Origin of the sequence: Micromonospora okii (assembly GCF_020884795.1) — a bacterium.
Taxonomy (GTDB): domain Bacteria; phylum Actinomycetota; class Actinomycetes; order Mycobacteriales; family Micromonosporaceae; genus Micromonospora; species Micromonospora okii.
Map to the genome: position 1 here is coordinate 240,702 of NZ_BBZF01000015.1, position 26,199 is coordinate 266,900.

Here is a 26,199-nt window from a genome sequence, read left to right on the forward strand (position 1 = left end):
ATTGAGCTTATGCAGCTTCGCACCGACCTCCGCAACGTCGCCATCATCGCTCACGTCGACCACGGTAAGACCACCCTGGTCGACGCCATGTTGCGGCAGGCCGGCGCCTACGGCGCCCGCGGCGAGACGACCGAGCGGGTGATGGACTCGATGGACCTCGAAAGGGAGAAGGGCATCACCATCCTGGCCAAGAACACCGGCGTGCGCTACCTGCCGGCGGACGGGTCGGAACCGGTCACCATCAACATCATCGACACCCCGGGCCACGCCGACTTCGGCGGCGAGGTGGAGCGCGGCCTGACCATGGTCGACGGCGTCGTGCTGCTCGTCGACGCCAGCGAGGGCCCGCTGCCACAGACCCGCTTCGTGCTGCGCAAGGCGCTCAAGGCCCGGATGCCGATCATCCTGGTGATCAACAAGGTGGACCGCCCCGACGCCCGGATCAAGGAGGTCGTGGACGACACGTACGAGCTCTTCCTCGACCTGGACGCCGACGAGGAGCAGATCGACTTCCCGATCGTCTACGCCTGCGCCCGCGACGGCATCGCCTCCCTGACCCAGCCCGCCGACGGCTCCGTCCCCAGCGACAGCAGCAGCCTGGAGCCGCTGTTCCGCACCCTGCTGGACACCATCCCGCCGCCCGCGTACGAGCAGGACGCGCCGCTGCAGGCGCACGTCACCAACCTCGACGCCTCCCCCTTCCTCGGCCGGCTGGCGCTGTGCCGGGTCCGGCAGGGCACCATCTCCAAGGGGCAGACGGTCGCCTGGTGCCGCACCGACGGCAGCACCCAGCGGGTCCGCATCTCCGAGCTGCTGATGACCGAGGGGCTGGAGCGCAAGCCCGCCGACAGCGCCGGCCCGGGCGACATCATCGCCGTCGCCGGCATCCCCGAGATCATGATCGGCGAGACCCTGGCCGACGCGGAGAACCCGGTCCCGCTGCCGCTGATCACCGTCGACGAACCGGCCATCTCGATGACCATCGGCACCAACACCTCGCCGCTGGTCGGCCGGGTCAAGGGCGCCAAGGTCACCGCCCGGATGGTCAAGGACCGCCTCGACAAGGAGCTGATCGGCAACGTCTCCCTGCGGGTGCTGCCCACCGAGCGCCCCGACGCCTGGGAGGTGCAGGGGCGCGGTGAGCTGGCCCTGGCCATCCTGGTGGAGCAGATGCGCCGCGAGTCCTACGAGCTGACCGTCGGCAAGCCGCAGGTGGTAACCCGGGAGATCGACGGGAAGACCTGCGAGCCGGTGGAGCGGCTGACCATCGACGCCCCCGAGGAGTACCTGGGCGCCATCACGCAGCTCCTGGCCACCCGCAAGGGCCGCATGGAGCAGCTCGTCAACCACGGCACCGGCTGGATCCGGATGGAGTGGCTGGTCCCCGCGCGCGGTCTGATCGGCTTCCGCACCGAGTTCCTCACCGACACCCGCGGCACCGGCATCCTGCACCACGTCTTCGAGTCCTACGAGCCGTGGTTCGGCGAGCTGCGCACCCGCAACAACGGCTCGCTGGTCGCCGACCGGGCCGGCTCGGTCACCGCGTTCGCGATGATCAACCTTCAGGAGCGCGGCCAGCTCTTCGTCGAGCCCGGCACCGAGGTGTACGAGGGCATGATCGTCGGGGAGAACTCCCGCTCCGACGACATGGACGTCAACATCACCAAGGAGAAGAAGCTCACCAACATGCGGGCCTCGACCTCCGACGAGACCGAGAAGCTCGTCCCGCCGCGCAAGCTCTCGCTGGAGCAGGCCCTCGAGTTCTGCCGCGAGGACGAGTGCGTCGAGGTGACCCCGGCGGCCGTGCGCATCCGCAAGGTGGTGCTCGACCAGCAGCTGCGCGGCCGGGCCGCCGCCCGCCGCAAGCACGCCGGCTGACCCACCACCCGCTCGGCAGCCCCACCCGGAGCCCGGCCCGCCCCTCGGCGGCCGGGCTCCCCCGTCTCCCCAACTCCCACCCCGCCCCCTCTCCCCCACCGCGCCGCCCACCACCCGCCGCCCACGAGGTCGGCGGCACGCTGGGAGACCGCGCGAGATCGTGGTACGGAACGGCCCCTATGGGGGCGCAGTCCTGCCAAGATCTCCGCCTGTCTCGGTCTGTGGATGCGGAATCTCGGCTCGCGGGAGGGGAGAGCAGTGGGCTGGGCGGAGGGGGTGACGGACGGACGGTCGGGGTCGGCAAGGGCTGACGGCGCGACCGGGAAACCGGAAAACGGGCACGGGACGCCGGCACCCCGATGGCGGGCTCGGGAAGACGGGGTGCGTGTCAGGAGGGTTTGGTGGCCTGGACGGCAAGGACGTCGGGGACGGCGGCCGAGCCGTTCTCGACCACCTGGGTCAGCCGCAGACCGGCGGTGGTGACGGCGTTGAGCAGGTCGGCCAGGGGCAGGTGCCAGGCACCGACCCGCGCCCGCACCCCGGACGTGTTCCACGACCGGACCGTACGCTTCCGCGAGGCGTACCCACCATCGATCACGATGCGCTCCGGCTCGGACCGGTCGGCGAACGCGCCCACGAAACACGGGTGCACCCCGACGTGCACCAGCCGGCCACCCGGTGCCAACACCCGCGCCGCCTCCGCGATCGCCGCCGGATAGTTCGGCATGTCGGTGTGCGCCAGCACGAAGACCGCGGCCGGTACGGAGCCCGTAGCCAGCGGCAACGCCGTCGCGTCGGCGCGGGCCACCGGCAGCCGGGCCCGGGCGTGACGTAGCTGCCCGCCGGACAGGTCCACGCCCACCGGCGTCCACCCGAGACGGCGCACCTCGGCCGCGTGCGCCCCGGTGCCGCAGCACAGGTCCACGCAGCGGCCCGGACCCTCGCCCAGCAGATCGGCCAGGACCGACCGGACCCGGTCCATGTAGACGGACGAGGTGTCGCTGGCGTACTCCTCGTACCAGTCGGCGATGTCGTCGTAATAGGCGGTCGTCACCTCCGCACACTAGCCCCGCGCGCGGGCCCGCCGCTGCCCGGCGTACGGCCCGAAGATCGGCTACGGTCACCCGCATGACCTGGGACGACCTCGACGCCCACCTCGACACGCTGCCGGGCACCGTCTCCGCGTACGCGGGCCGGCTCGACGCCCCGCCGACCTGGACCCGCCACCCCGACGCCACCCACTACGCGGCCAGCACGATGAAGGTCGCCGTGCTGCTGGCCCTGCACCGGGCGGCCGAGGCCGGCGCCCTCGACCTGGACGCCCCCGTCGAGGTGCGCAACGAGTTCGACTCCGCCCTGCCCGGCGCGCCGCGCTTCGCCTGCGCCCGGCACTACGACAACGACGCAGCCGTCTGGGAGCGGCTGGGCGGCGGCGCGTCCCTGCGCTGGCTCGCCGAGCGGATGATCGTGCGCTCCAGCAACCTGGCCACCAACCTCTGCCTCGCCCACGTCGGGCTGCCCGCCGTGGCGCGGGCGTGGGCCCTGGCCGGCGCCCGGCACAGCGTCACGGGGCGCGGCATCGAGGATTTCGCCGCCCGGGAGGCCGGGATCACCAACCTGGTCACCGCCGCCGACCTCGCCGCCCTCCTCGGCGGGCTCGCCGCCGGGGCGGCCCGGCCCGGCCCGCTCGCCTCCCCCGCCGGCTGCGCCGCCATGCGCGACGTCCTGCTCGCCCAGGAGTTCCGCGACGACCTCGCCGCCGGGCTGCCCGACGGCGTCCCGATCGCCCTCAAGAACGGCTGGGTCCGCGGCGTGCGGCACGGCGCCGGGGTGGTCTACCCGCCCGACGCCCCGCCGTACGTGCTGGCCGTCTGCGCCACCACCGACCTCGCCGACGGGGGCACGGGCGGGGACGGCCCCGACGACGCCTGCCGGCTGCTCGCCGACGTCTCCGCCCGGGTCTGGGCCGCCCGCCACGACCTGCGCCCCGCCGGCTGACCCGGGCCTCAGTCCAGCAGGTTGTCCCGCAGCGCCGCCAGGTGCGCGTCGGTCAGCCCCAACCCGTCGCGCAGGTACGCGTCGAACGAGCCGTGCACCCGCCGCACCTGCTCGTACGCGGCGTCCAGGTACTCGGCGCGCACCTCCAGCAGCGGCCGGACCGCCGCCTCCGCCAGGTCCGGCTGACGGCTGCGCATCGCCTCCAGCAGCACCTCCTGGAGGCTCTCGGTCCGCTCGTTGGTGCGCAGGTAGTCCTCCCGGATCGCCTCCTCGTCGACGCCGAGCGCGGTGAGCAGGATGACGCTGAGCCAACCCGTGCGGTCCTTGCCGGCCGAGCAGTGGAACAGCAGCGGCAGGTTCTCCGGGTCGGCGGCCAGCCGGGCCGCCGCGCCGAAGCCGGCCCGGGCCGCCTCCCCGGTGACGAACCAGCGGTAGACCTCCGCCATCGCCGCCGGGGTGCCCTGCTCGGCCAGCGCCTCCTCCGCGCCCAGGTCGTGCCCGAGCAGCACCGCCGAGATGGAGACGAACAGCGGGTGCGCCGGGTCGAGCACCGGCAGCCGCACCACCCGGGGCGCGCCGGCCAGCCGGTTCGGCGGGGCCGCCGCGATCTCCGAGTCGTCGCGCAGGTCCACCACGCAGGCCGGCGCGATCCTCCCCAACACCGGCAGGTCCTCGTCGACCAGCCGGCCCAGCGCCGGGGTCCGGATCAGCCGGCCGGCGCGCACCCGCCGGCCGTCCGCACCCACCAGGCCGCCGAGGTCACGCGCGTTCGGCGCGCCCACCAGTCTCCACTCCCGCACCGTCATCCGCTCTCCCCTGTCGTCGCCGTGGCCCCGTATAGGGTGCCGCACATGACGATCGCCGTGGTCCGCACACATCGGCTCTCCGCCCCCCTGCACACCCCGTTCGTGACCGCGCTGCGCCGCACCACCACCGTCGAGACCCTCGTCGTGGAGCTGGTCGACCGCGACGGCCGGTCCGGGTTCGGCGAGGCCCCGCAGGTCTGGCAGGTCACCGGCGCGTCCGTCGCCGCGGCGGAGGCGTGCGTCCAGGAGATGCTCGCCCCGGGCCTGATCGGCCGGGACGCCGACGACCTGGTGGCCCGCTGCGCCGAGGTCCGGCGCGCGGTCGCCGGCAACGAGGCCGCCAAGGCCGCCGTCGACGTCGCGCTGCACGACCTGGCCGCGCGGCGGCTCGGCGTACCCCTGGTGCGGTTGCTCGGCGGCACCGCCCTGCGGGTGCCGACGGACGTCACCCTGGCGGCGGGCGACGCCAGCGACCTGGCCGCCGCCGCACGGCAGCGGCGGGCCGAGGGGTTCTCGGTGCTGAAGCTGAAGGTGGGCACCGACGCGGCGGGCGACCTGGAGCGGGTCCGCGCGGTGCGCGCCGCCGTCGGCCCGGACGTGCGGATCCGGCTGGACGCCAACCAGGGCTGGACCCCCCGCGAGGCGGTCCGGGTGATTCGCGGCATCGAGGACGCCGGCCTCGACGTCGAGCTGGTGGAGCAGCCGGTGGCCGCCCGCGACCTCGACGGCCTGGCCTGGGTCAGCGACCGGGTGGGGCTGCCGGTCCTGGCCGACGAGTCGGTGTACGGCGTCCGCGACCTGGTGGAGGTCATCCGGCGTCGGGCCGCCGACATGGTCAACGTCAAGCTCGCCAAGTGCGGCGGGCTGCACGCCGCCCGGACCCTGCTCGACCTCGCCGCCGCCCACGGCGTCGGCACGGTCGTCGGATCGATGATGGAGAGCCAGGTCGGCATCGGCGCGGCGGCCAGCCTCGTCGCCGCCTACGGCACCACGGCCGTGTCGGACCTCGACGCCGCCTGGTGGCTGGCCTGGTCGCCGGTGGGCGGCGGCGTCCGGTACGACGGCGCGACGGTGGTGCTGCCGGACGCCCCGGGCCTCGGCATCAGCCGGGTGACTGAAGCAAACATGCAGCAGGCTGGTTGAGAGGCGGCGATTTCTTTCATAGGGTCACGGGGACGCCGTGAGCTTGGGAGTGGACGTGGAACTGCAACCCGGTCGCGAGGCCGTCGTCCGGGTCGCGGTCGCGACCCTGTGGACCCGCCCCGAGGCGGTACGTCCCGTCGACCGCCCCGCCCTCGACCCGCACGCCGACGTCGCCGCCTGGATCTCGGGAATGGACTCCGACGAACAGGTGGGCGACTGCGTACTGAGCCAACTGCTGCTCGGCGAACGGGTGCTGGTCACCGAGCTGCGCCCCGACGGCTGGGCGCACGTCGTGGCCCTCGGACAGCCGGCGACCGGGCTCGACCCGCGCGGCTACCCCGGCTGGCTGCCCGCCGCCCAGCTCGCCCCGCCGCCGGACGACGCCCCGGACGACCCGGCCGCCGCCTGGGTCGTCGACGCGACCGTCACCGCCCTGAGCGACGCCCCCGGCGGCGAGCCGCGCGTCGCCGGGGTGGTCCTCGGCACCCGGCTGGCCCCCGCCGGCCCGCCGGCGGACGGCTGGCGGCCGGTGCACGCCCCCGGGCACGACCGTCCGCTGTGGCTGCCCGAGGGGCACCTGGTGCCCCTGCCCGCCGCGCCCCCGTCCGCCCCGGACGTGCTCGCCGTCGCCGCCCGGCTGATGGACGTGGTCTACGTCTGGGGCGGCGTGTCGGCGTACGGCATCGACTGCTCCGGCCTGGTGCACCTGGCCTGGCGGCGGTTCGGGGTGGTGCTGCCCCGCGACGCCCACGAGCAGGCCGGGGCGACCACCCCCCTGCCGTTGGGCGCCGAGCGCCCCGGCGACCTGTACTTCTTCGCCCGGCCCGGCCGGCGCATCCACCACATCGGCTTCGTCAGCGCCGCCCCCGACGCCGAGCAGGACCGGCGCATGTTGCACGCCTGCTACCGGCACCGCCGGGTGCTGGAGGAGAGCATGCCGGCCGAGCGGACGGCCACCCTGGTCGGCGTGCACCGGGTCTGACCGGACAGGGGCGTCCCCGCCTGGCGGGGACGCCCCTGTCCGTGTGTCGCGGCGGCGACGGCGACGGCGCTGTCCAGGATCGCGACGACGACGGCCGCGCGTGCGGCCGCGTCGCTCAGCCGCGCGCCGCGGCCAGCTCGCGCCGCCGGTCCCGGGACGACTTGATCAGGCTGGCGATGGTCGCCACCAGCAGGGTGCCGAGGATCACCACGAGGGAGAGCCAGATCGGGATGTGCGGGGCCCAGCCCACCGGCTCGCCGCCGTTGAGGAACGGCAGGTGGTTGTCCGCCAGCGCCTCCAGCACCAGCTTCACGCCGATGAAGCCGAGCACCACGGCGAGCCCGATGCTGAGGTAGATCAGCCGGTCCAGGAGCCCGCCCAGCAGGAAGTAGAGCTGGCGCAGCCCCATCAGCGCGAACACGTTCGCGGTGAAGACCAGGTACGGCTCCTGGGTGATGCCGAAGATGGCCGGGATCGAGTCCAGCGCGAAGATCAGGTCGGTGGTGCCGATCGCGATCATGACGATGAGCATCGGGGTGAACAGCCGGCGGCCGTTCTCGTGCGTGGTCATCTTCGCGCCGTCGTAGTCCCGGGAGATCGGCAGCGCCCGCCGGCTCCACCGGATCAGCAGGTTCTCGGAGAAGTCGTCCTCGTCCGGCTCACCCTGCCGGAAGAGGTTGATCGCGGTGTAGATGAGGAACGCGCCGAAGATGTAGAAAACCCAGGAGAACTGGGAGATCAGCGCCGCACCGGCCGCGATGAACCCGCCGCGCATCACCAGGGCCAGCACGATGCCGATGAGCAGCACCTTCTGCTGGTACTGCCGGGGCACCCCGAAGCGGGCCATGATGATCACGAAGACGAAGAGGTTGTCCACCGAGAGGCTGTACTCGGTGAGCCAGCCGGTGTAGAACTGGCCTGCCACGCTCCCGTCGAAGGCGAGCCAGAGCCCGCCGCCGAAGAGCAGTGCCAGCGCGACGTAGAAACCGACCCAGAGGCTCGCCTCGCGGACACTCGGCTCGTGGGGCCTACGGCCGATGATCAGCAGATCGACGGCCAGAACCGCCGTCAGCGCGACGAGCGTTCCCGCCCACACCAGTGCGGACACGTCCAATTCCCATCCTCCGGCAGACACGCGGCGTCGGCCACACCGTACGCCCGTGCGAGCGAACAGCGCGCGGCGACGCTGACAATGGTGGCTGTCGGAGGTCTCTTCCGTCGCCGACCCGCAACGGGACCGGCGACCCACGGAGCCGGGTCGTGCCACCGGGGGCCGGCGCTCGACCGTGCTGACGACTCCGTCGCGGGGGAATACTCCCCTCCTTCGGCCACCCATTGTTCACCATGCGGAGCTAAGAACGCATCTCGTGTCGGTGCCGGGAAGTATCGCCACCATGTCCTTCGTGACGAACGTCTCTACGCCGAGCGCATCCTAGGAGACCATCCCGTATCTTCCCAGTCGGTGCCGGCCGCGAACGCTCGCGTTGGTGCGGCGCGAACGCACTGGTCAGATGCGAGCCGGTGCGGGCCTCGCGGGTGTCGCCTCGCTGGGTGTCGCCTCGCCTGGACCGGCCACAGCGGAGCCGGCCGCACCGGGGCCCGGGGCGTCGCGGGCCGAGGGTCCGTGGGACGCTTCCGGCATGGTGCTTGAGGTTGCGCTCATCGACGTGACGCCGGGACACGAGGACGACTTCGCCGCCGCGTACGCGCGGGGGCACGCGATCCTGGCCGGCACGCCCGGCTGCCGCTCGGTGCGGATGACCCGGGGCGTCGAGTCGCCGTCGCGGTTCGTGCTGCTGGTCGAGTGGGACTCCGTCGCGGCCCACGAGGAGAACTTCCGGGCCACCGAGCGGTTCCAGCAGTGGCGCGAGCTGATCGGGCCGCACTTCGCGGGCCCCCCGCGCGTCGAGCACTTCGTCGACGTCCCGGCCTGAACACCTCCCGGCCCCAGCCTGAGCAGGTCCCGGCCCGGACTGGGCACGTCCCGGGCCCTGGCCGGAAAGGACGCCCCCGCCGCTTTCGGCCCGACCGCAGCCGCCCCGGCCGAGTCACCCCAGCCGCGTTCCGTCCGACCGGACCTGCCTACCGTGTCGCCGCGCCGTCGCGGCGCACCACGCCCACCGCGCCCGACGCGGCGGTGGTGGTCTCGCGTTGGCCAACACGGGTCGGCCCACCCGGTTGGTCAGCGCGGATCGGCTCGCGCGGTGGGTCAGCGCGGATCGGCTCGCGCGGGAAATGTCGCACCCCTCGGCTATCGTGCGCCTCGCACGCGCCGGCCACCGGTGCCGACGGGCTCGGGGCCGCCGGGCCCGGTGGTCGCGCGGCGATGATCGCCGGCGTCCACCCACCGGGGTCGGCTCCGCTGACGCCGTGACGGCACGAATCGCTCTGGTGACCGGTGTGAGCCGGGGCGCCGGCTTCGGCGCCGCAGTGGCCCGCACGTTGGCCGCCGACGGGCACCGGCTGCTGCTGACCGGCTTACCAGGGTGCGACGGCGGCACCGGTGACCCCCGGCCGGCGTCCTCAATCCACGGGCGGTCGGGGCCGGGGCAACGCAGACACGTCCCGCGCCCCCCGCGTCGACACCGGACGCCCACCCGACCGCCTCGACGGCGACAGCGGCGAGTCGTCAGCCACCCGGGCCGGATCGTCGGCCGGCTGGGCCCGGTCGTCAACTACCCGGGCCAGGTCGTTGGCCGCCTCGGCCTCCCGGTCCTCGGTCAGCAGAGCCGGATCGTCGGCCAGCCGGGCCAGCAGAGCCGGATCGTCGGTCAGCCGGGCCAACAGGGTCGGGTCGTCGGCCGCCCGGGCCAGCAGCTCCGCCGTCCCGGCCGCCGGCAGGGCGGCGTCGAGCAGCCGGTCGACCACCGCGTCGTACCACGCCAGGTCGGCGGTGGCGACCAGCCGCACGTCGGTGGTCAACGCCTCGATCATCACCGTGCGCGGGTCGGCGGGGTCGGGGAACGAGTAGCGGGAGAAGGGCGTCAGCGGGTGGGTGCCGCCCGAGGTCACACCGGGCGGGACCACCAGGATCGTCACGTTCGGTCGACCCGCCAGGTTGACCAGGTGGCGTAGCTGATCACGCCAGATCCCGCCCGGCATCCCGCCCGGCTCGCAGGCGGCCAGTTCCAGCAGCGCCGTGTACCTGGGCGGCTCCGGCCGGTGCAGCATCTCCTGGCGTACCAGCCGGGCCCGCACGTCGACCTCCACGTCGACCTCCGGGTGCAGCAGCCGGGCGACCCCGAGCCGCAGCCGGGCGTACGCCGGGGTCTGCAACAGGCCCGGGACGACGGCCGGTTGGTACTCCACCACGGTCTCCGCCCCGGCCTCCAGCTCGGCGTACGCGCGCTGCCGCTCCCCCATCCCGCCGAGCGTCTTCCACCAGCCGCGCCCGGTCGCGGCGTCGCGGGCGATGACGATCAGCGCGTCGCGCTCATCCCGGGACACCCGGTAGACGTCGAGCAGGTCGAGCACGTCGGCGAGGTCCGGCCGGCTCTGCCCCAGCTCGATGCGGGACAGTTTGGAGGTGGAGGCCCAGCCCAGGCGGCCGCAGACCTGCTCCAGGGTCAGCGACTCCCGCCTGCGGAGCTTGCGCAACTCGGCACCGAGTCGCGCACGTCGAATCACCGGACTCGTTGGCAACGGCATCCCCGCCTCCCCAGAACGGAGAGTACGCAGATCAGTCACACTCTGCAATACCTTGCTTGCTGTCCGCAACACGACGAGGTTGACGCCCGTAAATACAGAGAATGAGTGGCCATTGTGCGCGGAAGGGCCACTCATTCTCTGTATTTGCCGTCGCCCGCCGCGGGCCCTCGCCCGGGGCGGGGTGGGCGGGGGCGGGCGGCGGAGCGGGCTTACTTCACGCCGGCGGCGTCCATTCCTCGGAGTTCCTTCTTGAGGTCGGCCACCTCGTCGCGGATGCGGGCGGCCAGCTCGAACTGCAACTCCCGGGCGGCGGCCAGCATCTGGTCGTTGAGCTCCTGGATGAGCTGCGCCAGGTCGGCCCGGGCCATCCCCTCGCGGGACGGGCCCGTGGTGCCGGCCCGGCTGCGGCTGCGGGTCTCCTTGACCGGGGCCTTGCCCCGGGAGAGCTGCCGCGCCGCGCCGCCGACCCGGGAGTTCTCGGTGTCCTCCGCCTCCCGGTAGATGTCGTCGAGGATGTCGTGGATCTTCTTGCGCAGCGGCTCGGGGCTGATCCCGTGCGCCTCGTTGTGGGCGATCTGCTTGTCCCGGCGCCGGTTGGTCTCCTCGATCGCCTCCGCCATCGACGGGGTGATCTTGTCGGCGTACATGTGCACCTGACCGGAGACGTTCCGGGCGGCCCGGCCGATCGTCTGGATCAGCGACCGGCCGCTGCGTAGGAAGCCCTCCTTGTCGGCGTCGAGAATCGCCACCAGGGACACCTCGGGCAGGTCGAGGCCCTCCCGGAGGAGGTTGATGCCGACCAGCACGTCGTAGTCGCCCTTGCGCAGCTCGCGCAGCAGCTCCACCCGGCGCAGCGTGTCCACCTCCGAGTGCAGGTAACGCACCCGGATGCCGTTCTCCAGCAGGTAGTCGGAGAGGTCCTCCGCCATCTTCTTGGTCAGCGTGGTCACCAGGACCCGCTCGTCGCGCTCGGTGCGCAGCCTGATCTCGTGCATCAGGTCGTCGATCTGGCCCTTGGTGGGCTTCACCACCACCTCGGGGTCGATCAGGCCCGTCGGACGGATCACCTGCTCGACGAACTCGCCCTGGGCCCGCTCCAGCTCCCACGGGCCGGGGGTCGCGGAGAGGAAGACCATCTGCCCGACCCGCTCCAGGAACTCGTCGAAGCGCAGCGGCCGGTTGTCGGCCGCGCTGGGCAGCCGGAAGCCGTGGTCGATGAGCATCCGCTTGCGGGAGGCGTCGCCCTCGTACATGCCGCCGATCTGCGGGATCGTCACGTGCGACTCGTCGACGACGGTGAGGAAGTCGTCGGGGAAGTAGTCGAGCAGGCAGTGCGGCGGACTGCCTGGCAGCCGGCCGTCGATGTGCATGGAGTAGTTCTCGATGCCGGAGCAGAAGCCGACCTGGCGCATCATCTCGATGTCGTACGTGGTGCGCATCCGCAGCCGCTGCGCCTCCAGCAGCTTGCCCTGCCGCTCCAGCTCGGCGAGGCGCTCGGCCAGCTCGACCTCGATGTCGCGGATCGCCCGCTCCATCCGCTCCGGCCCCGCCGCGTAGTGCGTGGCCGGAAAGATCATCAGGCCGTCGACCTCACGGACGATGTCCCCGGTGAGCGGGTTGAGGTAGTAGAGCTTCTCCACCTCGTCGCCGAACAGCTCGATGCGGACGGCCAGCTCCTCGTACGCCGGAATGATCTCCAGCGTGTCGCCCCGGACCCGGAAGGTGCCGCGCTGGAAGGACATGTCGTTGCGGGCGTATTGGATGTCGACGAGGCGGCGCAGCAGCTGGTCGCGGTCGAGTTCCTGCCCGACCGCGACCCGGACGGCGCGGTCCAGGTACTCCTCCGGGGTGCCCAGGCCGTAGATCGCCGAGACGGTGGCCACCACCACGACGTCCCGGCGGGTGAGCAGCGACATCGTCGCCGAGTGCCGCAGCCGCTCGACCTCCTCGTTGATCGAGGAGTCCTTCTCGATGTAGGTGTCGGTCTGCGGGATGTACGCCTCGGGCTGGTAGTAGTCGTAGTAGGAGACGAAGTATTCGACCGCGTTGTGCGGCAGCAGCTCCCCCAGCTCCTTCGCGAGCTGGGCGCAGAGCGTCTTGTTGGGGGCCAGCACCAGGGTGGGCCGCTGCAACCGCTCGATGAGCCAGGCCGAGGTGGCGCTCTTGCCCGTGCCGGTCGCGCCGAGCAGCACGGTGTTGCGGTCGCCGCGCCGCACCCGACGCTCCAGGTCGTCGATGGCGGCCGGCTGGTCGCCGGCGGGCTGGAACTCACTGACGACCTGGAAGCGGCCGTCGAGCCGGGGAATGTCGAGCGCCATGACACCAACGGTACGCCGAGGGTCCGACAGCCCGACCCGTCACGCTGGGTCCGTGATCGGCTTCGATATTCGCATTGTGTGCCGCATTCCACCGGGCTAGGGTGTGGCCGTAGGCCGCTCGCGGCGGCCGTCCGGCGCGGCGGCCGGCCCGAAGAGGCAGGCACGCCCCCGGCACAGGGGTCGCAGCACCCGGACATCACCGGCGTGCGCGCCGACGTGGTCGCGCCGAGGGCGCAGACCGGCCGCCGCGAGCGCCCCATCGGTATCGAGCGCTCCACCGCGAGCGCCCGCGAGCCCACCTGAGCACCCCGCCCGGCGACCTCGTGCTGCACCCGCTCGGCCAGCGCCAGCCCGCCGGACTGCCCGGCGACCCGCCGCCGCGAGCGCCGGCCGGCCCACGCCGAGCGCGCCCCACGGGCCCGTGTCGGGCGTCACCTGGCCCGCGCGTCGGCAGTTCATCCTGCCGTGGAGAACTCCCCCGGGCCGACGCCCCGTCCCGACCGCGCGACCGGACCGACACACCGTTCCGACGGGGCGACCGGGCCGGCACACCGTCCCGACCGGGCGACCGGGCCGACGCCCCGTTTCAACCGCGCGAACGGGCCGACACATCGTCCCGGCCGGGCGACCGGGCCGTCGCCGCGTTCCGCAGAGGGCCCGTTCCGGCCGCCCGCGCCGCCGGCGGGTGCCGGCCTCTCCGGCGTCCCGTTCCCCACCTGGCCGGCCGTCGGGGTCGCCACGCACCGCGCCCGGCCGAGCGGCGGACCGGCCCGGCACCGCCGTCGCCGGGACGGCGCGGCACCGGCCGGCGGGGCGGCCCCGGCCCGCCGGGGGGAGGACGAGAGCGGGGCCGGCCGCCGCCGTACCGCCGTGATCAGCCTGGGCGCGGTCGCCGTCGCCGCCGCGGCGCTGCTGGCCGCCGGGCTGTTGACCTGGGCGCCCGCAGCCCCGGAGCCGGCCCGGGCGCTGACCGCGGCGGAGGCGGAGCGGTTCGCCGCGGTACGGGTCACGAACCACCGCGACGTGCGCTCCGGCGTGCGGGTGACCGTCGGCGACGCCGCCGCCAGAATCGACGCCGTCGGCTGGGTCGACTGGTCCCGGCCGTTGGCCTACCTCGATGTCGGCGGGCCCGGCGCCGGGCCGGATCGGGGCCTGCTCCAGGCCGTCCCGGGGCTGCTGATGGCCCGCCCCGATCCGGGGGCGGTGCCCGCCCCGGCGTTCCCACCGCTGGTGCCGCCGGCCGACGGCTGGCGGGTCGCCGCGCCGGGGGCCGCCCGGTCCCTACGCCCGGCCCTCGACCTGCTCTTCGCGCTCGCCGCGCCCCGCACCGAGCCGGCCGGGGCCGTCCCCGACGGGGCGGGCCGCTGGCTGGCCCGGGCCGAGGTCGGCGGCCAGCCGGTGGACGTCCTCCAGGCCCCCCTGCCCGGCGACGACGACCGCAGGCGGGACGACCGCCCGCACCCGCCGGCCCCCACCCGCACGGCCGAGCCGACCCGCACCCCGGCACCCGCCCGCACGGCCAACCCAACACGCCGGCCGGCACCCACCCGCACGGCCGAACCAGCACGCACGCCGGCACCAGCCCGCACGGCAGCGCCGACCCACCCGAGAGCATCCGTGCGCGCGGCCGGACCAACACGCGCGGCGGCACCCGCCCGCACGGCCGGGCGCAGCGGCACGGGGGCCAGGGCCGGCGACGCCACCCCGTCGCTCGCGGCCGTACCGTCGAGCGGCCCGACGCGCACGGACTGGCCCGCGCCGGTGGCCAGCCTCCCGGCGGCCGTCGCCACGCCCGGTGCCGCCCGCCTCCTCGGCGGGGCCGCCCGCTGGTGGGTCGACCGGGACGCCCGGCTGCACCGGCTCCAGGGGCGCCTGGCGGGAGGCGCGCCGGTGACGCTGGAGCTGCACCGGGCCAACCGCCCGGTGCTGTGGCCGGTGGCCGCGCTGGGCGGCCGGGCCGGGCTGCCCCGGGCCCTCACCGGGCCCGAGGAGGACCGGCTGGGCCGGCTCGCAGGTCGGATGCGGGCCCGGGGTGGCGCGGCCGTGACCCTCGCCGCCCCCGTCGCCCCGGGCGAGGCGCTGCGAGGCGCGGGGTGGGTGAGCTGGACGGCCCGCGCGGCGTACCTGTCGGCGGGTGCCCCCGACGCCCCGCCGGGGCGGACGCTGCGCCGCTACGACCCCACCGGGGTCTGGATCGCGCCCGCCGCCGGGAACCCGGCCGCCCCGCCGCCGCTGCCACCCCCGCGCGCCGGGCACGCCTGGCGTCGCGGCACGCCCGGCGCGGACGACGTCGACCGGCTGCTGGCCGCGGCGCTGCGGGTCGGCGACGCGACGGCCCCCCGGTCGGCGACCCGGATCCGCGGTGACCGCCTGGCCGACCGGGCCGTCGACGTGGTGGAGGTGGAGACGGGGCACGGGCGGGTGCGCTACTGGATCGACCGGGTCGGTCAGCTCCGCCGACTGGAGCTGCGCACCCGGCTGGGCACGTACGCCCGGCTCGACCTGGCCCCCGGCCCGGTGCAGGCGATGCCGCCGCCGGTGACCGCGCCGAAGCCACGCGCCCCGCGCTGACCGGCCCCGGCCCGGATGCGGGTCAGGGCCGCCAGCCGGTCTGCGCGGCCCACTCCTCGGCGCGGTGGTGCTCCTCGTCGAACCACGGGTCCTTCGCCGTGGTGTAGGTGACGGTGTCCGGCGCGCTGGCCGCCAGCTCCCGCTTGAGTGCCAGGTACGCGGTCCGCTGATCCGGGTCGGCGCGCAGGTGGTCGCGCATCAGCAGCGCGTACCGCCAGCCGGGCGAGCCCTCCGCGCGCAGGTGCAGCTGCACCGGGCGGCCGGGGTCGGCGCTGCCGTGCAGCCGCTTCTCCCAGCGGTCGCTGCCCGGCGGGCGCGGATTGTCCCACCACTCGCCCGGCACCCGGGGGAAGCCGGCGGCGGCGAGGCGCTCGGCGAGGGGGCCGTCCGCCTCGGCGAGGCTCGGCACGGCGAGCTGGACGTCGATGACGTCCTTGGCGGCGAGGCCGGCCACGGCCGTCGAGCCGATGTGGTCGATGCGCAGGTCTGCCGGGGCGATCGCGTGCCGGATGCGGGCGGCCAGCCGGGCGTACTGCTGGGGCCAGGTGGCGTCCGGCCCGGCCAGGGCCACCCGGTCGGAGCGGACCACGCGGCGCAGGCGCACGTTCTCCTCGTACGGCAGCAGCCGCTCCTGCCAGAGCCGGTCCACCTCGGCGTGCAGCTCGTCGAGGCCGCCCTCGTTGGTCAGCTCCACGTCGGCCGCCGCGCTGCGGCGGGCGTCGTCGGCCTGCGCGGCGATCCGCCGCTCGGCCTCCTCCCGGGGCATTCCCCGGTCGCGCTCCAGCCGGGCGAGCCGGGTGGCGACCTCCGCCCGCACCACGACCACCAGGTGGTACGTCGGGGCGAGCCCCACCTCGACCAGCAGCGGCACGTCGTTGACCACGATCGCGTCGGGTGCCGCCGCGGCGGCCAGCTCGGCGCTGCGGGCCCGGACCCGGGGGTGGGTGATCGACTCCAGCCGGCGACGGGCGCTCTCGTCGGCGAAGACCGCCGCACCCAGGGCGGGACGGTCGAGGGTGCCGTCGGGGGTGAGCATCCGGTCGCCGAAGGCGGCCACGATCTCCGCCAGCCCGTCGCTGCCCGGGGCGACCACCTCCCGGGCGATCCGGTCCGAGTCGATCACCACGGCGCCGAGCGCGGCCAGCCGGGTCGCCACGACGCTCTTGCCCGACCCGATTCCGCCGGTCAGTCCCACCATCAACACCACACCAGTCAACCCGATCAGGGGGCCGCCGCCGGCACCGGGGCTCGTCCGAGCACCCACCTCGCGCCCACCGTCCCAGGGTCTATTCTAGCGGTAGAATACTCGGCATGGAGCTCACTCCGGCCGAACTGACCGTGCTGGGCCTGGTCATCGAGCGCCCCCGGCACGGCTACGACCTGGACCAGGTGATCGAGCAGCGTGGCATCCGGCAGTGGTCCGACGTCGGGTTCTCCTCGATCTACTACCTGCTCGCGAAGCTGGAGAAGCGCGGCCTGGTCCACGCGCCCGAGGCGCGGGCCGCCCCGAGGTCCCGGCGCGTGTTCCACGCGACCGACGAGGGCCGGGAGGTGGCGGCGCGCACGGTGCTGGCTCTCATCGAGGAACCCCAGCCGGTCCCGCACCCGCTCCTCGTCGGCATCGCCAACCTGCCCCTGCTCACCGAGCGGGAGTACGCGCGGGCGCTGCGCACCCGGCTGGCCCGGGTCGAGGCCCGCATCGAGTCGGTGGAGCGGGCACGGCGGGCGCAGTCCCCCCTCCCCCGGCCGGCCCGGGAGGTGTTCTCGTACTCGCTGAGCCTCCTCGAGGCGGAAAGGCAGTGGCTCGCCACCCGGGCCCAGGTGCGTGATGACGGAGAAGACTGACTTCAGGAAGACCCTCGACGCCTATCGGGCGAGAAGGGGCCGGTTCCGGACCGTGGACGTGCCCGACACGCAGTACCTCATGATCGACGGTCACGGCGACCCGAACACGTCACCGGCGTTCTCCGGTGCCGTCGAGGCCCTCTACCCGCTGGCGTACCGGCTGAAGTTCGCCAGCAGGCGTGACCTCGGGCGCGACTACGTCGTGCCGCCTCTGGAGGGGCTGTGGTGGGCCGAGGACATGGACGCGTTCACCGTGGAACGTGACAAGTCACGGTGGGACTGGACACTGATGATCATGACCCCGGACTGGATCGACCAGGACATGTTCACCGCCGCCGTCGCGCAGGCCGGGGCCGGGAACCGCCCGTCGCGCCTCGACGACGTCCGGCTGGAGACCCTCTCCGAGGGGCGGTGCGTGCAGACACTGCACGTCGGCTCCTTCGACGACGAGGCCGAGGTGCTGGCGCGGCTGCACCACGAGGTCGTACCGGGTGAGGGGTTGCGGATGGTGGGCAGACACCACGAGATCTACCTCAGCGACGCCCGCCGGGTCGCCCCGGAGCGGCGACGCACGATCCTGCGGCAACCGGTCGCCGCCGCCGAGACGACCGGGTAGGCGACGGCGAGGGCCCCGCCCCCGGCGATCTCGCGATCGCGGGGACGGGGCCCTTCCCGTCGTTCAGCGGCTCACTTGCCGCCGGCGAGCTTCTCCCGCAGGGCGGCGAGCGCCTCGTCGGTGGCCAGGGTGCCGGCCGGCTCCTCGGCCTGCCGGCTCGGGGCCGAGCTGGTCGAGGTGGTGGTGCCGCCGGTGGAGACGGCCGGGGCCGGGTTGGCAGCGGCCTCGGCGTCGGCGGCCCGGGAGGTCTGCACCTGCTTGGTGTGGGCCTCCCAGCGCTGACGCGCCTCGGCGTACTGGTTCTCCCAGGTCTCGCGCTGCTTGTCGTACCCCTCGAGCCACTCGCCCGTCTCCGGGTCGAAGCCCTCCGGGTAGATGTAGTTGCCCTCGTTGTCGTACGTCGCGGCCATGCCGTAGAGGGTCGGGTCGAAGTGCTCCTCGCCCTCGACGAAGCCCTCGTTGGCCTGCTTGAGCGACAGCGAGATCCGGCGGCGCTCCAGGTCGATGTCGATGACCTTGACCATGACCTCGGAGCCGACCTGGACGACCTGCTCCGGGATCTCCACGTGGCGCTCGGCCAGCTCGGAGATGTGGACCAGGCCCTCGATGCCGTCGTCCACCCGGACGAACGCGCCGAACGGCACCAGCTTGGTGACCTTACCCGGCACGATCTGCTGGATCGCGTGGGTGCGGGCGAACTGCCGCCACGGGTCCTCCTGGGTCGCCTTCAGCGACAGCGAGACCCGCTCGCGGTCCAGGTCGACGTCCAGGACCTCGACCTCGACCTCCTGGCCCACCTCGACGACCTCGGACGGGTGGTCGATGTGCTTCCAGGACAGCTCGGAGACGTGCACGAGGCCGTCCACGCCGCCCAGGTCGACGAACGCGCCGAAGTTGACGATCGAGGACACGACGCCCTTGCGGACCTGGCCCTTCTGCAGCTTGTTGAGGAACTCGGTGCGCACCTCGGACTGCGTCTGCTCCAGCCAGGCCCGGCGGGACAGGACCACGTTGTTGCGGTTCTTGTCCAGCTCGATGATCTTGGCCTCGAGCTCGCGGCCGACGTACGGCTGCAGGTCACGCACCCGCCGCATCTCGACCAGGGAGGCGGGCAGGAAGCCGCGCAGCCCGATGTCGAGGATGAGACCACCCTTGACGACCTCGATGACCGAGCCGCGAACGACGCCGTCCTCGTCCTTGATCTTCTCGATCGTGCCCCAGGCCCGCTCGTACTGCGCCCGCTTCTTGGAGAGGATCAGACGACCCTCCTTGTCCTCCTTCTGGAGGACGAGGGCCTCGATGTGGTCACCGACCGAAACGACCTCGGCCGGGTCCACGTCGTGCTTGATCGACAACTCCCGAGAGGGGATGACACCCTCGGTCTTGTAGCCGATGTCGAGCAGGACCTCGTCCCGATCGACCTTGACGACGGTGCCTTCGACAATGTCGCCGTCGTTGAAGTACTTGATGGTCTCGTCGATCGCGGCGAGGAAAGCCTCCTCGGAACCGAGATCGTCGTGGGTGACCCGGGTGGCGCTCGAGGGGGCCTCGATGCTGCTCGTCATGTGGGCGGTTGCTCCGGTCGGATGGGTTGTCACAGCAGGCTGGTGTCGTCGCGGTGACCTGTTCGCGCCAGCGGATCCGTCGCCGGGCACACCGAGAGATCGTTTGTGAGAAGCTCATTGGTGGCTCCGGTGACCGCGCGCCTGCTCCCTGCCGAGGCACACGATCCACGAGCGCATCGTCTAGCCTACCCGCTGCATTACCACAGCGTGCAAGCCCTCCCAGGTCTCCTCGGCCGCACCACCTGCGAAAGCGGAGATTTGGCGCGGTAAGGGGTCGTCGCTGTCTCGTCCGTCACAGGAGACGCAGGAGTCACACGATCGTCGGCGGGCCGACGCGGGCCCGCCGGGGCTGGGCACCTAGCGTGAGCGGGTGGACGACGACAGGGTGACCCGGCGCCGGGTGGACGCCGCAGAGATCCGCCGGGCAAACCGCCGCTGGTGGGACGCCGACGCGGACGACTACCAGAGCGAGCACGGCGCGTTCCTCGGCGACGTGGACTTCGTGTGGTGCCCCGAGGGGCTGCGCGAGGCCGACGCCGGGCTGCTCGGCGACGTCGCCGGCCAGCGGGTCCTCGAACTCGGCTGCGGCGCGGCGGCCGCCGCCCGGTGGCTGGCCGCCCGGGGCGCCCGCCCGGTCGCCCTGGACCTCTCCGCCGGGATGCTGCGGCACGCCGCGCGGGCCGCCGACCGCACCGGCGTCCGCGTGCCGCTCGTGCAGGCCGACGCGCTCGCCCTACCCTTCGCCGACGCGGCATTCGACACCGTCTGCACGGCCTTCGGCGCGATCCCGTTCCTGAACGACTCGGCCGCCGCGATGCGGGAGGTCGCCCGCGTGCTGCGCCCCGGCGGGCGCTGGGTCTTCTCCGTCACCCACCCGATGCGCTGGATCTTCCTCGACGACCCGGGCGAGGGCGGGCTGACCGCCGTTCACTCGTACTTCGACCGCGCCCCCTACGTGGAGCAGGACGAGCACGGGGTGGCCACCTACGTGGAGCAGCACCGCACCCTCGGCGACCGGGTCCGCGAGCTGGTCGCCGCCGGGTTCCGGCTGGTGGATCTCGTGGAGCCGGAGTGGCCCGAGGGGCACGAGGGGATCTGGGGCCAGTGGAGTCCGCTGCGCGGCCGGCTCTTCCCGGGCACGGCCATCTTCGTCAGCGAGCGGCCCGCCAGGTGACGCGATCGGACAACGAGTCCGACCCGCCGGAGGGGGCGCGCGACTACGCTGGCCCCATGAGCGCCGAGCCGATCGCGACACCACCTGGCCCCTGGTGTCCGGACCCGATCCGGCAGCAGCGTGCCGACTACACGCTGGACGACCTGCTCACCCTGCCGGACGACGCCCCCCGCGTCGAACTCGTCGACGGAGTCATCCAGGTGACACCCTCCCCCACCCTGGGCCACCAGGACATCTCCTTCCTCCTGCGGCTGTGGCTGCACACCCACGCACCACGGCAGTTCCGTGCCGCCCAGGACGTCGGTGTACGGCTGTCCCGCAACAGCAGCCGCAGGCCGGACGTCCTCGTCTGCCGAGCCGAGATCGCCTCCACCGCCTCGCAGGTCGGCCCCGAGGACGTCGTCCTCGCCGTCGAGATCGTCTCCCCGGGCACCCGTCGGGTGGACCGGTTCGCGAAGCCGGGCGAGTACGCCGCCGCCGGCATCCCCTTCTACTGGCGCGTCGAGCAGGGCCCGGTGCACCTGTACGCGTACCGGCTGAGTGACCGGATCGGGCCGGGCGGCGAGCGCCAGTACGAGCTGGTGGCCGACAGCGCCGACGTGATCGAGCTGACCGAGCCCTTCGACATCAAGCTGCCGATCGCCGAGATCACCCCCTGACGGCCGGTGACGGCCCGCCCTGGGTCGGCTCCACGTCGGCGGCATCGCGCCTGCGCCCGCCCCCGGAACATCCCACCTCACCGACGTGCCGACCGGCCGGCCGGCGTCGTTTCCGGCCGCCGCCCCCGGGTACCCGCACGGCATGGCCGACAAGGAGGAGTTCCGCGCGGGCGACCACGTCTCCTGGGCCAGCCACAGCGGCCGGGCGTACGGCGTGGTCGAGGAGAGGCTGACCGAGCGGACACACGTACGCGGACACGCGGTGAACGCCTCGCCGGAGGCCCCGCAGTACCGCATCCGCAACGACGACTCGGGGCGGGACGTCGCCCACCGTCCGGAGGTGCTGCGCCATGAGCCGAAGTGACGATCCGCAGCAGACCTACCGGGAGTTCACCGAGGCGGTGAACATGACCCCCCGCGAGCTGCACAGCTGGCTGGAGAGCGACGAGTCGAAGCACGTCGGCTGGCGGAAGGAGGGCACCAAGGGCGGGGAGTCGGTCGGCCACGAGTCCGGCCGAAGGATCATCGACCTGCTGCGCCGCAAGCGGGACCAGCTCTCCGAGGCCGACTACAAGCACATGCGCAAGGTCGTCGGCTACGTCCGACGGCACATGGCGCAGCGCCCGAGCGGCGACGTCCGGGAGACCCGCTGGCGGTACTCCCTGATGAACTGGGGCCACGACCCCGTCAAGGCCCCGCTCCCGCCGCCGGGCGGCCCGTCCCGCAAGGCCCTCCAGCGGCACGGCGCCCCGCCCGAGGAGCGCCGGGGACCGGGCCGGGGCCCCGCGCCCCGCCGGACACACGCCCGCGACGAACCGCGTCCCCGCTGACGGCCGCGCGACCGACGGCCCGACGTCCGGCGGCCGCACGACTCCCGCCGCCGGCCGCGCGACACTGTGCCGACGACCGCTTGACCCTGCCACTGGCGGCAGGGTCGGAGCATCAGCGGCATGAACGACGCAGAGCGCAGGGTCATCCTCGTCACCGGCGCGGGCACCGGCATCGGCCGGGCCACCGCCCGCGCCTTCAGCGCCGACGGCGCCCACGTCCTCGCGGTCGGCCGCCGCACGGGGCCGCTGACCGAGACCGCGGCCGGCCACCCGCTGATCACCCCGCTGGCCGCCGACGTCACCGCCGCCGACGCGCCGGGCCGGCTGGTGGACGCGGCCCTGGAGCGGTACGGGCGACTGGACGTGCTGGTCAACAACGCCGGGATCGCCGGGGGCGGCCGGCTCACCGAGTGGGACGAGGCGGCGGCCCGGCGGCAGCTCGACACGAACCTGCTCGCGCCGGTCCGGCTGGCCCACGCGGCCGTGGACGCGCTGGCCGTGACCGGGGGGACCATCGTCAACGTCACCACCTCCGTCGGGCAGCGCGCCTGGCCGGGCTCGGCCGTCTACGCCGCGGGCAAGGCCGCCCTCGACTCGCTGACCCGGAGTTGGGCCGTGGAGCTGGCCCCGCGCGGCGTCCGGGTGGTGGCGGTGGCACCGGGCGCGATCGACACGCCCATCGACGAGCACCAGGGCCTGTCCCCGCAGCAGCGCGCGGCGGTACGCCGGTGGCAGCTCGCCCGCACTCCCCTGGGCCGCATCGGTCGGCCCGAGGACGTAGCGTGGGCGATCCGGCAGCTCTGCGACCCGGCGGCGGGTTTCGTCACCGGGGTGGTGCTGCCGGTGGACGGGGCGGCGGTGGTCGCCTGATCGGCCCGGAGGCCGGTCACCGTGACGGGACGGGGGACGGGCGCGTGCGGATCGGCGAGCTGGCCAGGATCACCGGTTGCACCCCCCGCTCGCTGCGGCACTACGAGGCGCAGGGCCTGATCGCCGCCGAGCGGGCGGTGAACGGCTACCGCGACTACGACGAGCGCGCCGCCACCCGGGTCCGCAACATCCGTCGCCTGCTCGACGCCGGGCTGACCCTCGACGACGTGCGGCTGTTCCTGCCCTGCCTGGACGGGGACGTGGCCGCCGCCGCGCCGTCCCCCGCCGGCGTCCGGGTCGGCCTGCAACGGCTGGCCGTGCTGGAGTCGCGGATCGCCGCCCAGGTGGCGGTCCGCGACCGGCTCGCCGCCGCCCTGCACGACGCCGCCGCGGCCTGTGTGGTCGACCTGGAGCATCCCGTCGGGCTCGGCCTGGTCGCGGTTCCCGGGCAGCCCGACCCGCGGAAGGATCAAGCCTGACCGCCCGGAGCGGGTCGGGCTGCCCGGGAACCGCCGACGAGAGCCTCAGTGGTCGGCGCTGTTCCAGTCCCGGCCCTCGCCGACGGAGACCTCCAGCGGCACCGACAGCGGGTACGCGTCGCCCATCCGGGCGCGGACCAGTTCCTCCAGGGCCTCCCGCTCGCCGGGGGCGACCTCAAAGACCAGCTCGTCGTGCACCTGTAGCAGCATCCGCGAGCGCAGCCCGGCGTCACGCAGCGCCGCGTCGACGTGCAGCATCGCCACCTTGATGATGTCGGCCGCCGAGCCCTGGATGGGGGCGTTGAGGGCCATCCGCTCGGCCATCTCCCGGCGCTGGCGGTTGTCGCTGACCAGGTCGGGAAGGTAGCGGCGGCGGCCCAGGACGGTGGAGGTGTAGCCGTCGTGCCGGGCCCGGGCCACGACCTCCTGGAGGTAGTCGCGGACCCCGCCGAACCCGGCGAAGTAGTTCTCCATCAGCCCGCGCGCCTCCTCGGCGGTGATGCCGAGCTGCTGGGAGAGGCCGAACGCGCTGAGCCCGTACGCCAGGCCGTAGTTCATCGCCTTGATCTTGCGCCGCTGGTCGGCGGTGACCTGCTCCACCGGCACGCCGAAGACCGACGAGGCGGTGGCGGCGTGGAAGTCGTGGCCGGAGTTGAACGCCTCGATCAGCGCGTCGTCCGACGACAGGTGCGCCATGATCCGCATCTCGATCTGGCTGTAGTCGGCGGTGAGGAGGCACTCGTAGCCCTCCCCCACCACGAACGCGCGGCGGATGCGCCGCCCCTCCTCCGTGCGGATCGGGATGTTCTGGAGGTTGGGCTCGGTGGAGGAGAGCCGGCCGGTGGCGGCCACGGTCTGGTTGAACGTGGTGTGGATGCGGCCGTCGTCGGAGACCGCCTTGAGCAGGCCGTCGATGGTCGACTTCAGCTTGGCCACGTCGCGGTGGCGCAGCAGGTGGTGCAGGAGCGGGTGCTCGGTCTGCGCGTAGAGCCACTGGAGGGCGTCGGCGTCGGTGGTGTAGCCGGTCTTGATCTTCTTGGTCTTCGGCAGGTTCAGCTCGCCGAAGAGGATCTCCTGGAGCTGCTTGGGCGAGCCGAGGTTGAACTCCCGCCCGACCACCTCGTACGCGGCCTGCGCGGCGGCCTTCACCTCGCCGGCGAAGTGCGCCTCCAGCTCGTGCAGGTAGTCGTTGTCGGCGGCGATGCCGATCCGCTCCATGCCGGCGAGCACCCGCATCAGCGGCAGCTCCACCTCGGCCATGAGCCGGGCGGACTGCTCGCCGTCGCGGGACAGCTCCGCGTCGATGGCGTCGGCCAGGTCGAGGGTGGCCCGCGCCTGGAGCATCAGGTTCTGCTCCGCCTCCCCGTCGCCGCCGAGCCCCTCGAAGGTGAGCTGCCCGGTGTCGGGGACGTCGACCCGCAGCTCCCGGTGCAGGTAGCGCAGCGCCAGGTCGGTCAGGTCGTACGAGCGCTGGTCGGGACGGGCCAGGTAGGCGGCGATCTGGGTGTCGCGGGCGATGCCCGCCAACTCCCACCCGTGCGCGGCGAACGCGAGCACGGCCGGCTTGCTGTCGTGCAGCACCTTGGGGCGGGCGGGGTCGGCCAGCCAGCCGGCCAGGGCGGGCTCGTCGGCGGCGTCGAGGCGGGCGGGGTCGACCCAGGCCGCCGCGCCGCCGCCGGTGGCCAGCGCCAGGCCGAGGACCGAGGCGGTGTGCCGCCGGTTCGGGCCGGTGTCGAGCTTGACGGCCACCCCCACCGGGCTGCCCGCCGGGGCGTGCGCGTCGAGCCAGCCGGCCAGCGCGCCCGGCTCGGTGAGCACCTCGCCGGCCAGGTCGAAGCCCGACTCGGCCTCCGGCTCGACGGACTCCAGGTACTGGTAGAGGCGGTCGCGCAGGATGCGGAACTCCAGGGTGTCGAAGACCTGGTGCACGGCCTCGCGGTCCCAGCCGGTCCAGCGGGCGTCCTCGGGGCGGATCGGCAGCTCCAGGTCGGAGACCAGGCAGTTGATCTCGTAGTTGCGGATCACGTCGGCGAGCCGCTCGCGCAGGCTCTCGCCGGCCTTGCCCTTGATCTCGTCGGCGCGGGCCACGACCCCGTCGACCCCGCCGTACAGGTTGATCCACTTCGCGGCGGTCTTCGGCCCGACCCCGGGGACGCCGGGCAGGTTGTCGCTGGTCTCGCCGACCAGGGCGGCCAGGTCGCGGTAGCGCTGGGGCCCGACGCCGTACTTCGCCTCGATGGCCGCGGCGTCCATCCGGGCCAGGTCGGAGACGCCCTTGCGCGGGTAGAGCACGGTGATGTTGTCGTCGACGAGCTGGAAGGCGTCCCGGTCGCCGCTGGAGATCAGCACCGACATGCCCTGGTCGCGGGCCTGGCAGGCGAGGGTGGCGATGACGTCGTCGGCCTCGTACCCCTCCATCTCCACCACCGGGACCTGGAGCGCGGCCAGCACCTCCTTGACCAGGCTGACCTGGCCCTTGAAGTCGGCGGGGGTCTCGCTGCGGCCGGCCTTGTACTCCGCGTACTTCTCCGTGCGGAAGGAACGGCGGGACACGTCGAAGGCGACGACGATGTGGGTGGGCCGCTCGTCGCGCAGCACGTTGATCAGCATGGACGTGAAGCCGTAGACGGCGTTCGTCGGCTGCCCCGTGGTGGTGGAGAAGTTCTCCACCGGCAGGGCGAAGAACGCCCGGTATGCCAGGGAGTGTCCGTCGACGAGGAGCAGGCGCGGCGTCGTAGCTGTCACGGCAGCGACTCTAGTCCGGGACTGTGACAAGCCGGGACACCGGCACGTCCCGGCGCGGGCGGCCCCCGCGCC

At 73.7% G+C, this 26,199-nt stretch carries 21 protein-coding genes and 1 pseudogene; 14 read left to right on the top strand and 8 right to left on the bottom strand.

Features of this window, described 5'->3' with window-relative positions:
* Positions 1 to 9: 9 nt before the first annotated feature.
* Positions 10 to 1,878, top strand: coding sequence for a translational GTPase TypA (gene typA / locus LPU43_RS10575; RefSeq protein WP_229400098.1), 1,869 nt, complete (start codon positions 10 to 12; stop codon positions 1,876 to 1,878).
* 388 nt (positions 1,879 to 2,266) lie between these two features.
* On the opposite strand, the gene LPU43_RS10580 is transcribed toward typA, so the two are convergent.
* On the bottom strand, positions 2,267 to 2,932 hold the full coding sequence (locus LPU43_RS10580; RefSeq protein ID WP_229400099.1) for a class I SAM-dependent methyltransferase: 666 nt from the start codon (positions 2,930 to 2,932) through the stop codon (positions 2,267 to 2,269).
* 74 nt (positions 2,933 to 3,006) lie between these two features.
* On the opposite strand from LPU43_RS10580, the gene LPU43_RS10585 reads away from it, so the two are divergent.
* Positions 3,007 to 3,876 carry a serine hydrolase gene (locus LPU43_RS10585; protein ID WP_229400100.1) on the top strand — a complete coding sequence of 290 codons (870 nt, stop codon included), beginning with the start codon at positions 3,007 to 3,009 and terminating at the stop codon, positions 3,874 to 3,876.
* An 8-nt stretch (positions 3,877 to 3,884) separates the two neighbouring features.
* Here the strand turns inward: LPU43_RS10585 and LPU43_RS10590 are convergent, their stop codons facing one another.
* Positions 3,885 to 4,682 carry a tyrosine-protein phosphatase gene (locus LPU43_RS10590; protein ID WP_229400101.1) on the bottom strand — a complete coding sequence of 266 codons (798 nt, stop codon included), beginning with the start codon at positions 4,680 to 4,682 and terminating at the stop codon, positions 3,885 to 3,887.
* A gap of 45 nt (positions 4,683 to 4,727) precedes the next feature.
* Between LPU43_RS10590 and LPU43_RS10595 the strand changes: the two genes are divergently transcribed.
* Together LPU43_RS10595 and LPU43_RS10600 are read left to right on the top strand one after the other, a co-directional pair.
* Positions 4,728 to 5,825, top strand: a complete 1,098-nt coding sequence (locus tag LPU43_RS10595; protein ID WP_229400102.1) for a mandelate racemase/muconate lactonizing enzyme family protein — start codon at positions 4,728 to 4,730, stop codon at positions 5,823 to 5,825.
* Between the two features lie 55 nt (positions 5,826 to 5,880).
* On the top strand, positions 5,881 to 6,807 hold the full coding sequence (locus tag LPU43_RS10600; protein WP_229400103.1) for a C40 family peptidase: 927 nt from the start codon (positions 5,881 to 5,883) through the stop codon (positions 6,805 to 6,807).
* Between the two features lie 115 nt (positions 6,808 to 6,922).
* Here the strand turns inward: LPU43_RS10600 and LPU43_RS10605 are convergent, their stop codons facing one another.
* Complete coding sequence (locus LPU43_RS10605; RefSeq protein ID WP_229400104.1) at positions 6,923 to 7,921, bottom strand: TerC family protein; 999 nt, start codon at positions 7,919 to 7,921, stop codon at positions 6,923 to 6,925.
* A gap of 526 nt (positions 7,922 to 8,447) precedes the next feature.
* Here LPU43_RS10605 and LPU43_RS10610 point away from each other — a divergent pair.
* A complete protein-coding gene (locus LPU43_RS10610) occupies positions 8,448 to 8,741 on the top strand; it encodes an antibiotic biosynthesis monooxygenase family protein (RefSeq protein WP_229400105.1) in 294 nt (97 codons plus the stop codon).
* An 877-nt stretch (positions 8,742 to 9,618) separates the two neighbouring features.
* Here LPU43_RS10610 and LPU43_RS10615 read toward each other — a convergent pair.
* Both LPU43_RS10615 and uvrB read right to left on the bottom strand, forming a co-directional pair.
* Positions 9,619 to 10,455: pseudogene (locus LPU43_RS10615) on the bottom strand (helix-turn-helix domain-containing protein); the annotation flags it as partial.
* Between the two features lie 209 nt (positions 10,456 to 10,664).
* A complete protein-coding gene (gene uvrB / locus LPU43_RS10620; protein ID WP_229400107.1) occupies positions 10,665 to 12,773 on the bottom strand; it encodes an excinuclease ABC subunit UvrB in 2,109 nt (702 codons plus the stop codon).
* Between the two features lie 870 nt (positions 12,774 to 13,643).
* Here uvrB and LPU43_RS28765 point away from each other — a divergent pair.
* Entirely contained in the window at positions 13,644 to 15,344 is a 1,701-nt protein-coding gene (locus tag LPU43_RS28765; RefSeq protein ID WP_306416126.1) for a hypothetical protein, read from the top strand.
* A gap of 22 nt (positions 15,345 to 15,366) precedes the next feature.
* Here the strand turns inward: LPU43_RS28765 and coaE are convergent, their stop codons facing one another.
* The gene (coaE, locus tag LPU43_RS10635; RefSeq protein ID WP_229400108.1) at positions 15,367 to 16,548 is read right to left on the bottom strand and encodes a dephospho-CoA kinase; all 1,182 of its coding nucleotides are present in this window, start codon (positions 16,546 to 16,548) and stop codon (positions 15,367 to 15,369) included.
* A gap of 107 nt (positions 16,549 to 16,655) precedes the next feature.
* Between coaE and LPU43_RS10640 the strand changes: the two genes are divergently transcribed.
* Positions 16,656 to 17,189: a PadR family transcriptional regulator gene (locus LPU43_RS10640; RefSeq protein ID WP_229400109.1), complete on the top strand. Its 534-nt coding sequence runs from the start codon at positions 16,656 to 16,658 to the stop codon at positions 17,187 to 17,189.
* Positions 17,173 to 17,805, top strand: a complete 633-nt coding sequence (locus tag LPU43_RS10645; RefSeq protein ID WP_229400110.1) for a GyrI-like domain-containing protein — start codon at positions 17,173 to 17,175, stop codon at positions 17,803 to 17,805. The genes LPU43_RS10640 and LPU43_RS10645 overlap by 17 nt, the downstream gene beginning before the upstream one ends.
* Before the next feature lie 71 nt (positions 17,806 to 17,876).
* Here the strand turns inward: LPU43_RS10645 and rpsA are convergent, their stop codons facing one another.
* Positions 17,877 to 19,370: a 30S ribosomal protein S1 gene (rpsA, locus tag LPU43_RS10650; RefSeq protein WP_229400111.1), complete on the bottom strand. Its 1,494-nt coding sequence runs from the start codon at positions 19,368 to 19,370 to the stop codon at positions 17,877 to 17,879.
* 370 nt (positions 19,371 to 19,740) lie between these two features.
* Between rpsA and LPU43_RS10655 the strand changes: the two genes are divergently transcribed.
* From LPU43_RS10655 to LPU43_RS10680, 6 genes are all read left to right on the top strand, one after another.
* Positions 19,741 to 20,544 carry a class I SAM-dependent methyltransferase gene (locus LPU43_RS10655; RefSeq protein ID WP_229400112.1) on the top strand — a complete coding sequence of 268 codons (804 nt, stop codon included), beginning with the start codon at positions 19,741 to 19,743 and terminating at the stop codon, positions 20,542 to 20,544.
* A gap of 56 nt (positions 20,545 to 20,600) precedes the next feature.
* Complete coding sequence (locus tag LPU43_RS10660; protein WP_229400113.1) at positions 20,601 to 21,203, top strand: Uma2 family endonuclease; 603 nt, start codon at positions 20,601 to 20,603, stop codon at positions 21,201 to 21,203.
* A gap of 142 nt (positions 21,204 to 21,345) precedes the next feature.
* The gene (locus LPU43_RS10665; protein WP_229400114.1) at positions 21,346 to 21,567 is read left to right on the top strand and encodes a hypervirulence associated TUDOR domain-containing protein; all 222 of its coding nucleotides are present in this window, start codon (positions 21,346 to 21,348) and stop codon (positions 21,565 to 21,567) included.
* Positions 21,554 to 22,033, top strand: a complete 480-nt coding sequence (locus tag LPU43_RS10670) for a DUF3140 domain-containing protein (protein WP_229400115.1) — start codon at positions 21,554 to 21,556, stop codon at positions 22,031 to 22,033. The genes LPU43_RS10665 and LPU43_RS10670 overlap by 14 nt, the downstream gene beginning before the upstream one ends.
* 120 nt (positions 22,034 to 22,153) lie before the next feature.
* A complete protein-coding gene (locus LPU43_RS10675; protein ID WP_229400116.1) occupies positions 22,154 to 22,903 on the top strand; it encodes an SDR family NAD(P)-dependent oxidoreductase in 750 nt (249 codons plus the stop codon).
* Between the two features lie 44 nt (positions 22,904 to 22,947).
* Complete coding sequence (locus LPU43_RS10680; protein ID WP_229400117.1) at positions 22,948 to 23,382, top strand: MerR family transcriptional regulator; 435 nt, start codon at positions 22,948 to 22,950, stop codon at positions 23,380 to 23,382.
* Between the two features lie 45 nt (positions 23,383 to 23,427).
* Here the strand turns inward: LPU43_RS10680 and polA are convergent, their stop codons facing one another.
* The gene (gene polA, locus LPU43_RS10685; RefSeq protein ID WP_229400118.1) at positions 23,428 to 26,127 is read right to left on the bottom strand and encodes a DNA polymerase I; all 2,700 of its coding nucleotides are present in this window, start codon (positions 26,125 to 26,127) and stop codon (positions 23,428 to 23,430) included.
* Positions 26,128 to 26,199 lie beyond the last annotated feature (72 nt).

Coding starts and splice junctions, on each gene's coding strand:
- LPU43_RS10670 (WP_229400115.1), top strand. CDS start 21,554: ATGAGCCGAAGTGACGATCCGCAGCAGACCTACCGGGAGTTCACCGAG.
- uvrB (WP_229400107.1), bottom strand. CDS start 12,773: ATGGCGCTCGACATTCCCCGGCTCGACGGCCGCTTCCAGGTCGTCAGT.
- LPU43_RS10610 (WP_229400105.1), top strand. CDS start 8,448: ATGGTGCTTGAGGTTGCGCTCATCGACGTGACGCCGGGACACGAGGAC.
- LPU43_RS10675 (WP_229400116.1), top strand. CDS start 22,154: ATGAACGACGCAGAGCGCAGGGTCATCCTCGTCACCGGCGCGGGCACC.
- LPU43_RS10590 (WP_229400101.1), bottom strand. CDS start 4,682: ATGACGGTGCGGGAGTGGAGACTGGTGGGCGCGCCGAACGCGCGTGAC.
- LPU43_RS10660 (WP_229400113.1), top strand. CDS start 20,601: ATGAGCGCCGAGCCGATCGCGACACCACCTGGCCCCTGGTGTCCGGAC.
- LPU43_RS10595 (WP_229400102.1), top strand. CDS start 4,728: ATGACGATCGCCGTGGTCCGCACACATCGGCTCTCCGCCCCCCTGCAC.
- rpsA (WP_229400111.1), bottom strand. CDS start 19,370: ATGACGAGCAGCATCGAGGCCCCCTCGAGCGCCACCCGGGTCACCCAC.
- LPU43_RS10665 (WP_229400114.1), top strand. CDS start 21,346: ATGGCCGACAAGGAGGAGTTCCGCGCGGGCGACCACGTCTCCTGGGCC.
- LPU43_RS10645 (WP_229400110.1), top strand. CDS start 17,173: ATGACGGAGAAGACTGACTTCAGGAAGACCCTCGACGCCTATCGGGCG.
- LPU43_RS10585 (WP_229400100.1), top strand. CDS start 3,007: ATGACCTGGGACGACCTCGACGCCCACCTCGACACGCTGCCGGGCACC.
- typA (WP_229400098.1), top strand. CDS start 10: ATGCAGCTTCGCACCGACCTCCGCAACGTCGCCATCATCGCTCACGTC.
- LPU43_RS10640 (WP_229400109.1), top strand. CDS start 16,656: ATGGAGCTCACTCCGGCCGAACTGACCGTGCTGGGCCTGGTCATCGAG.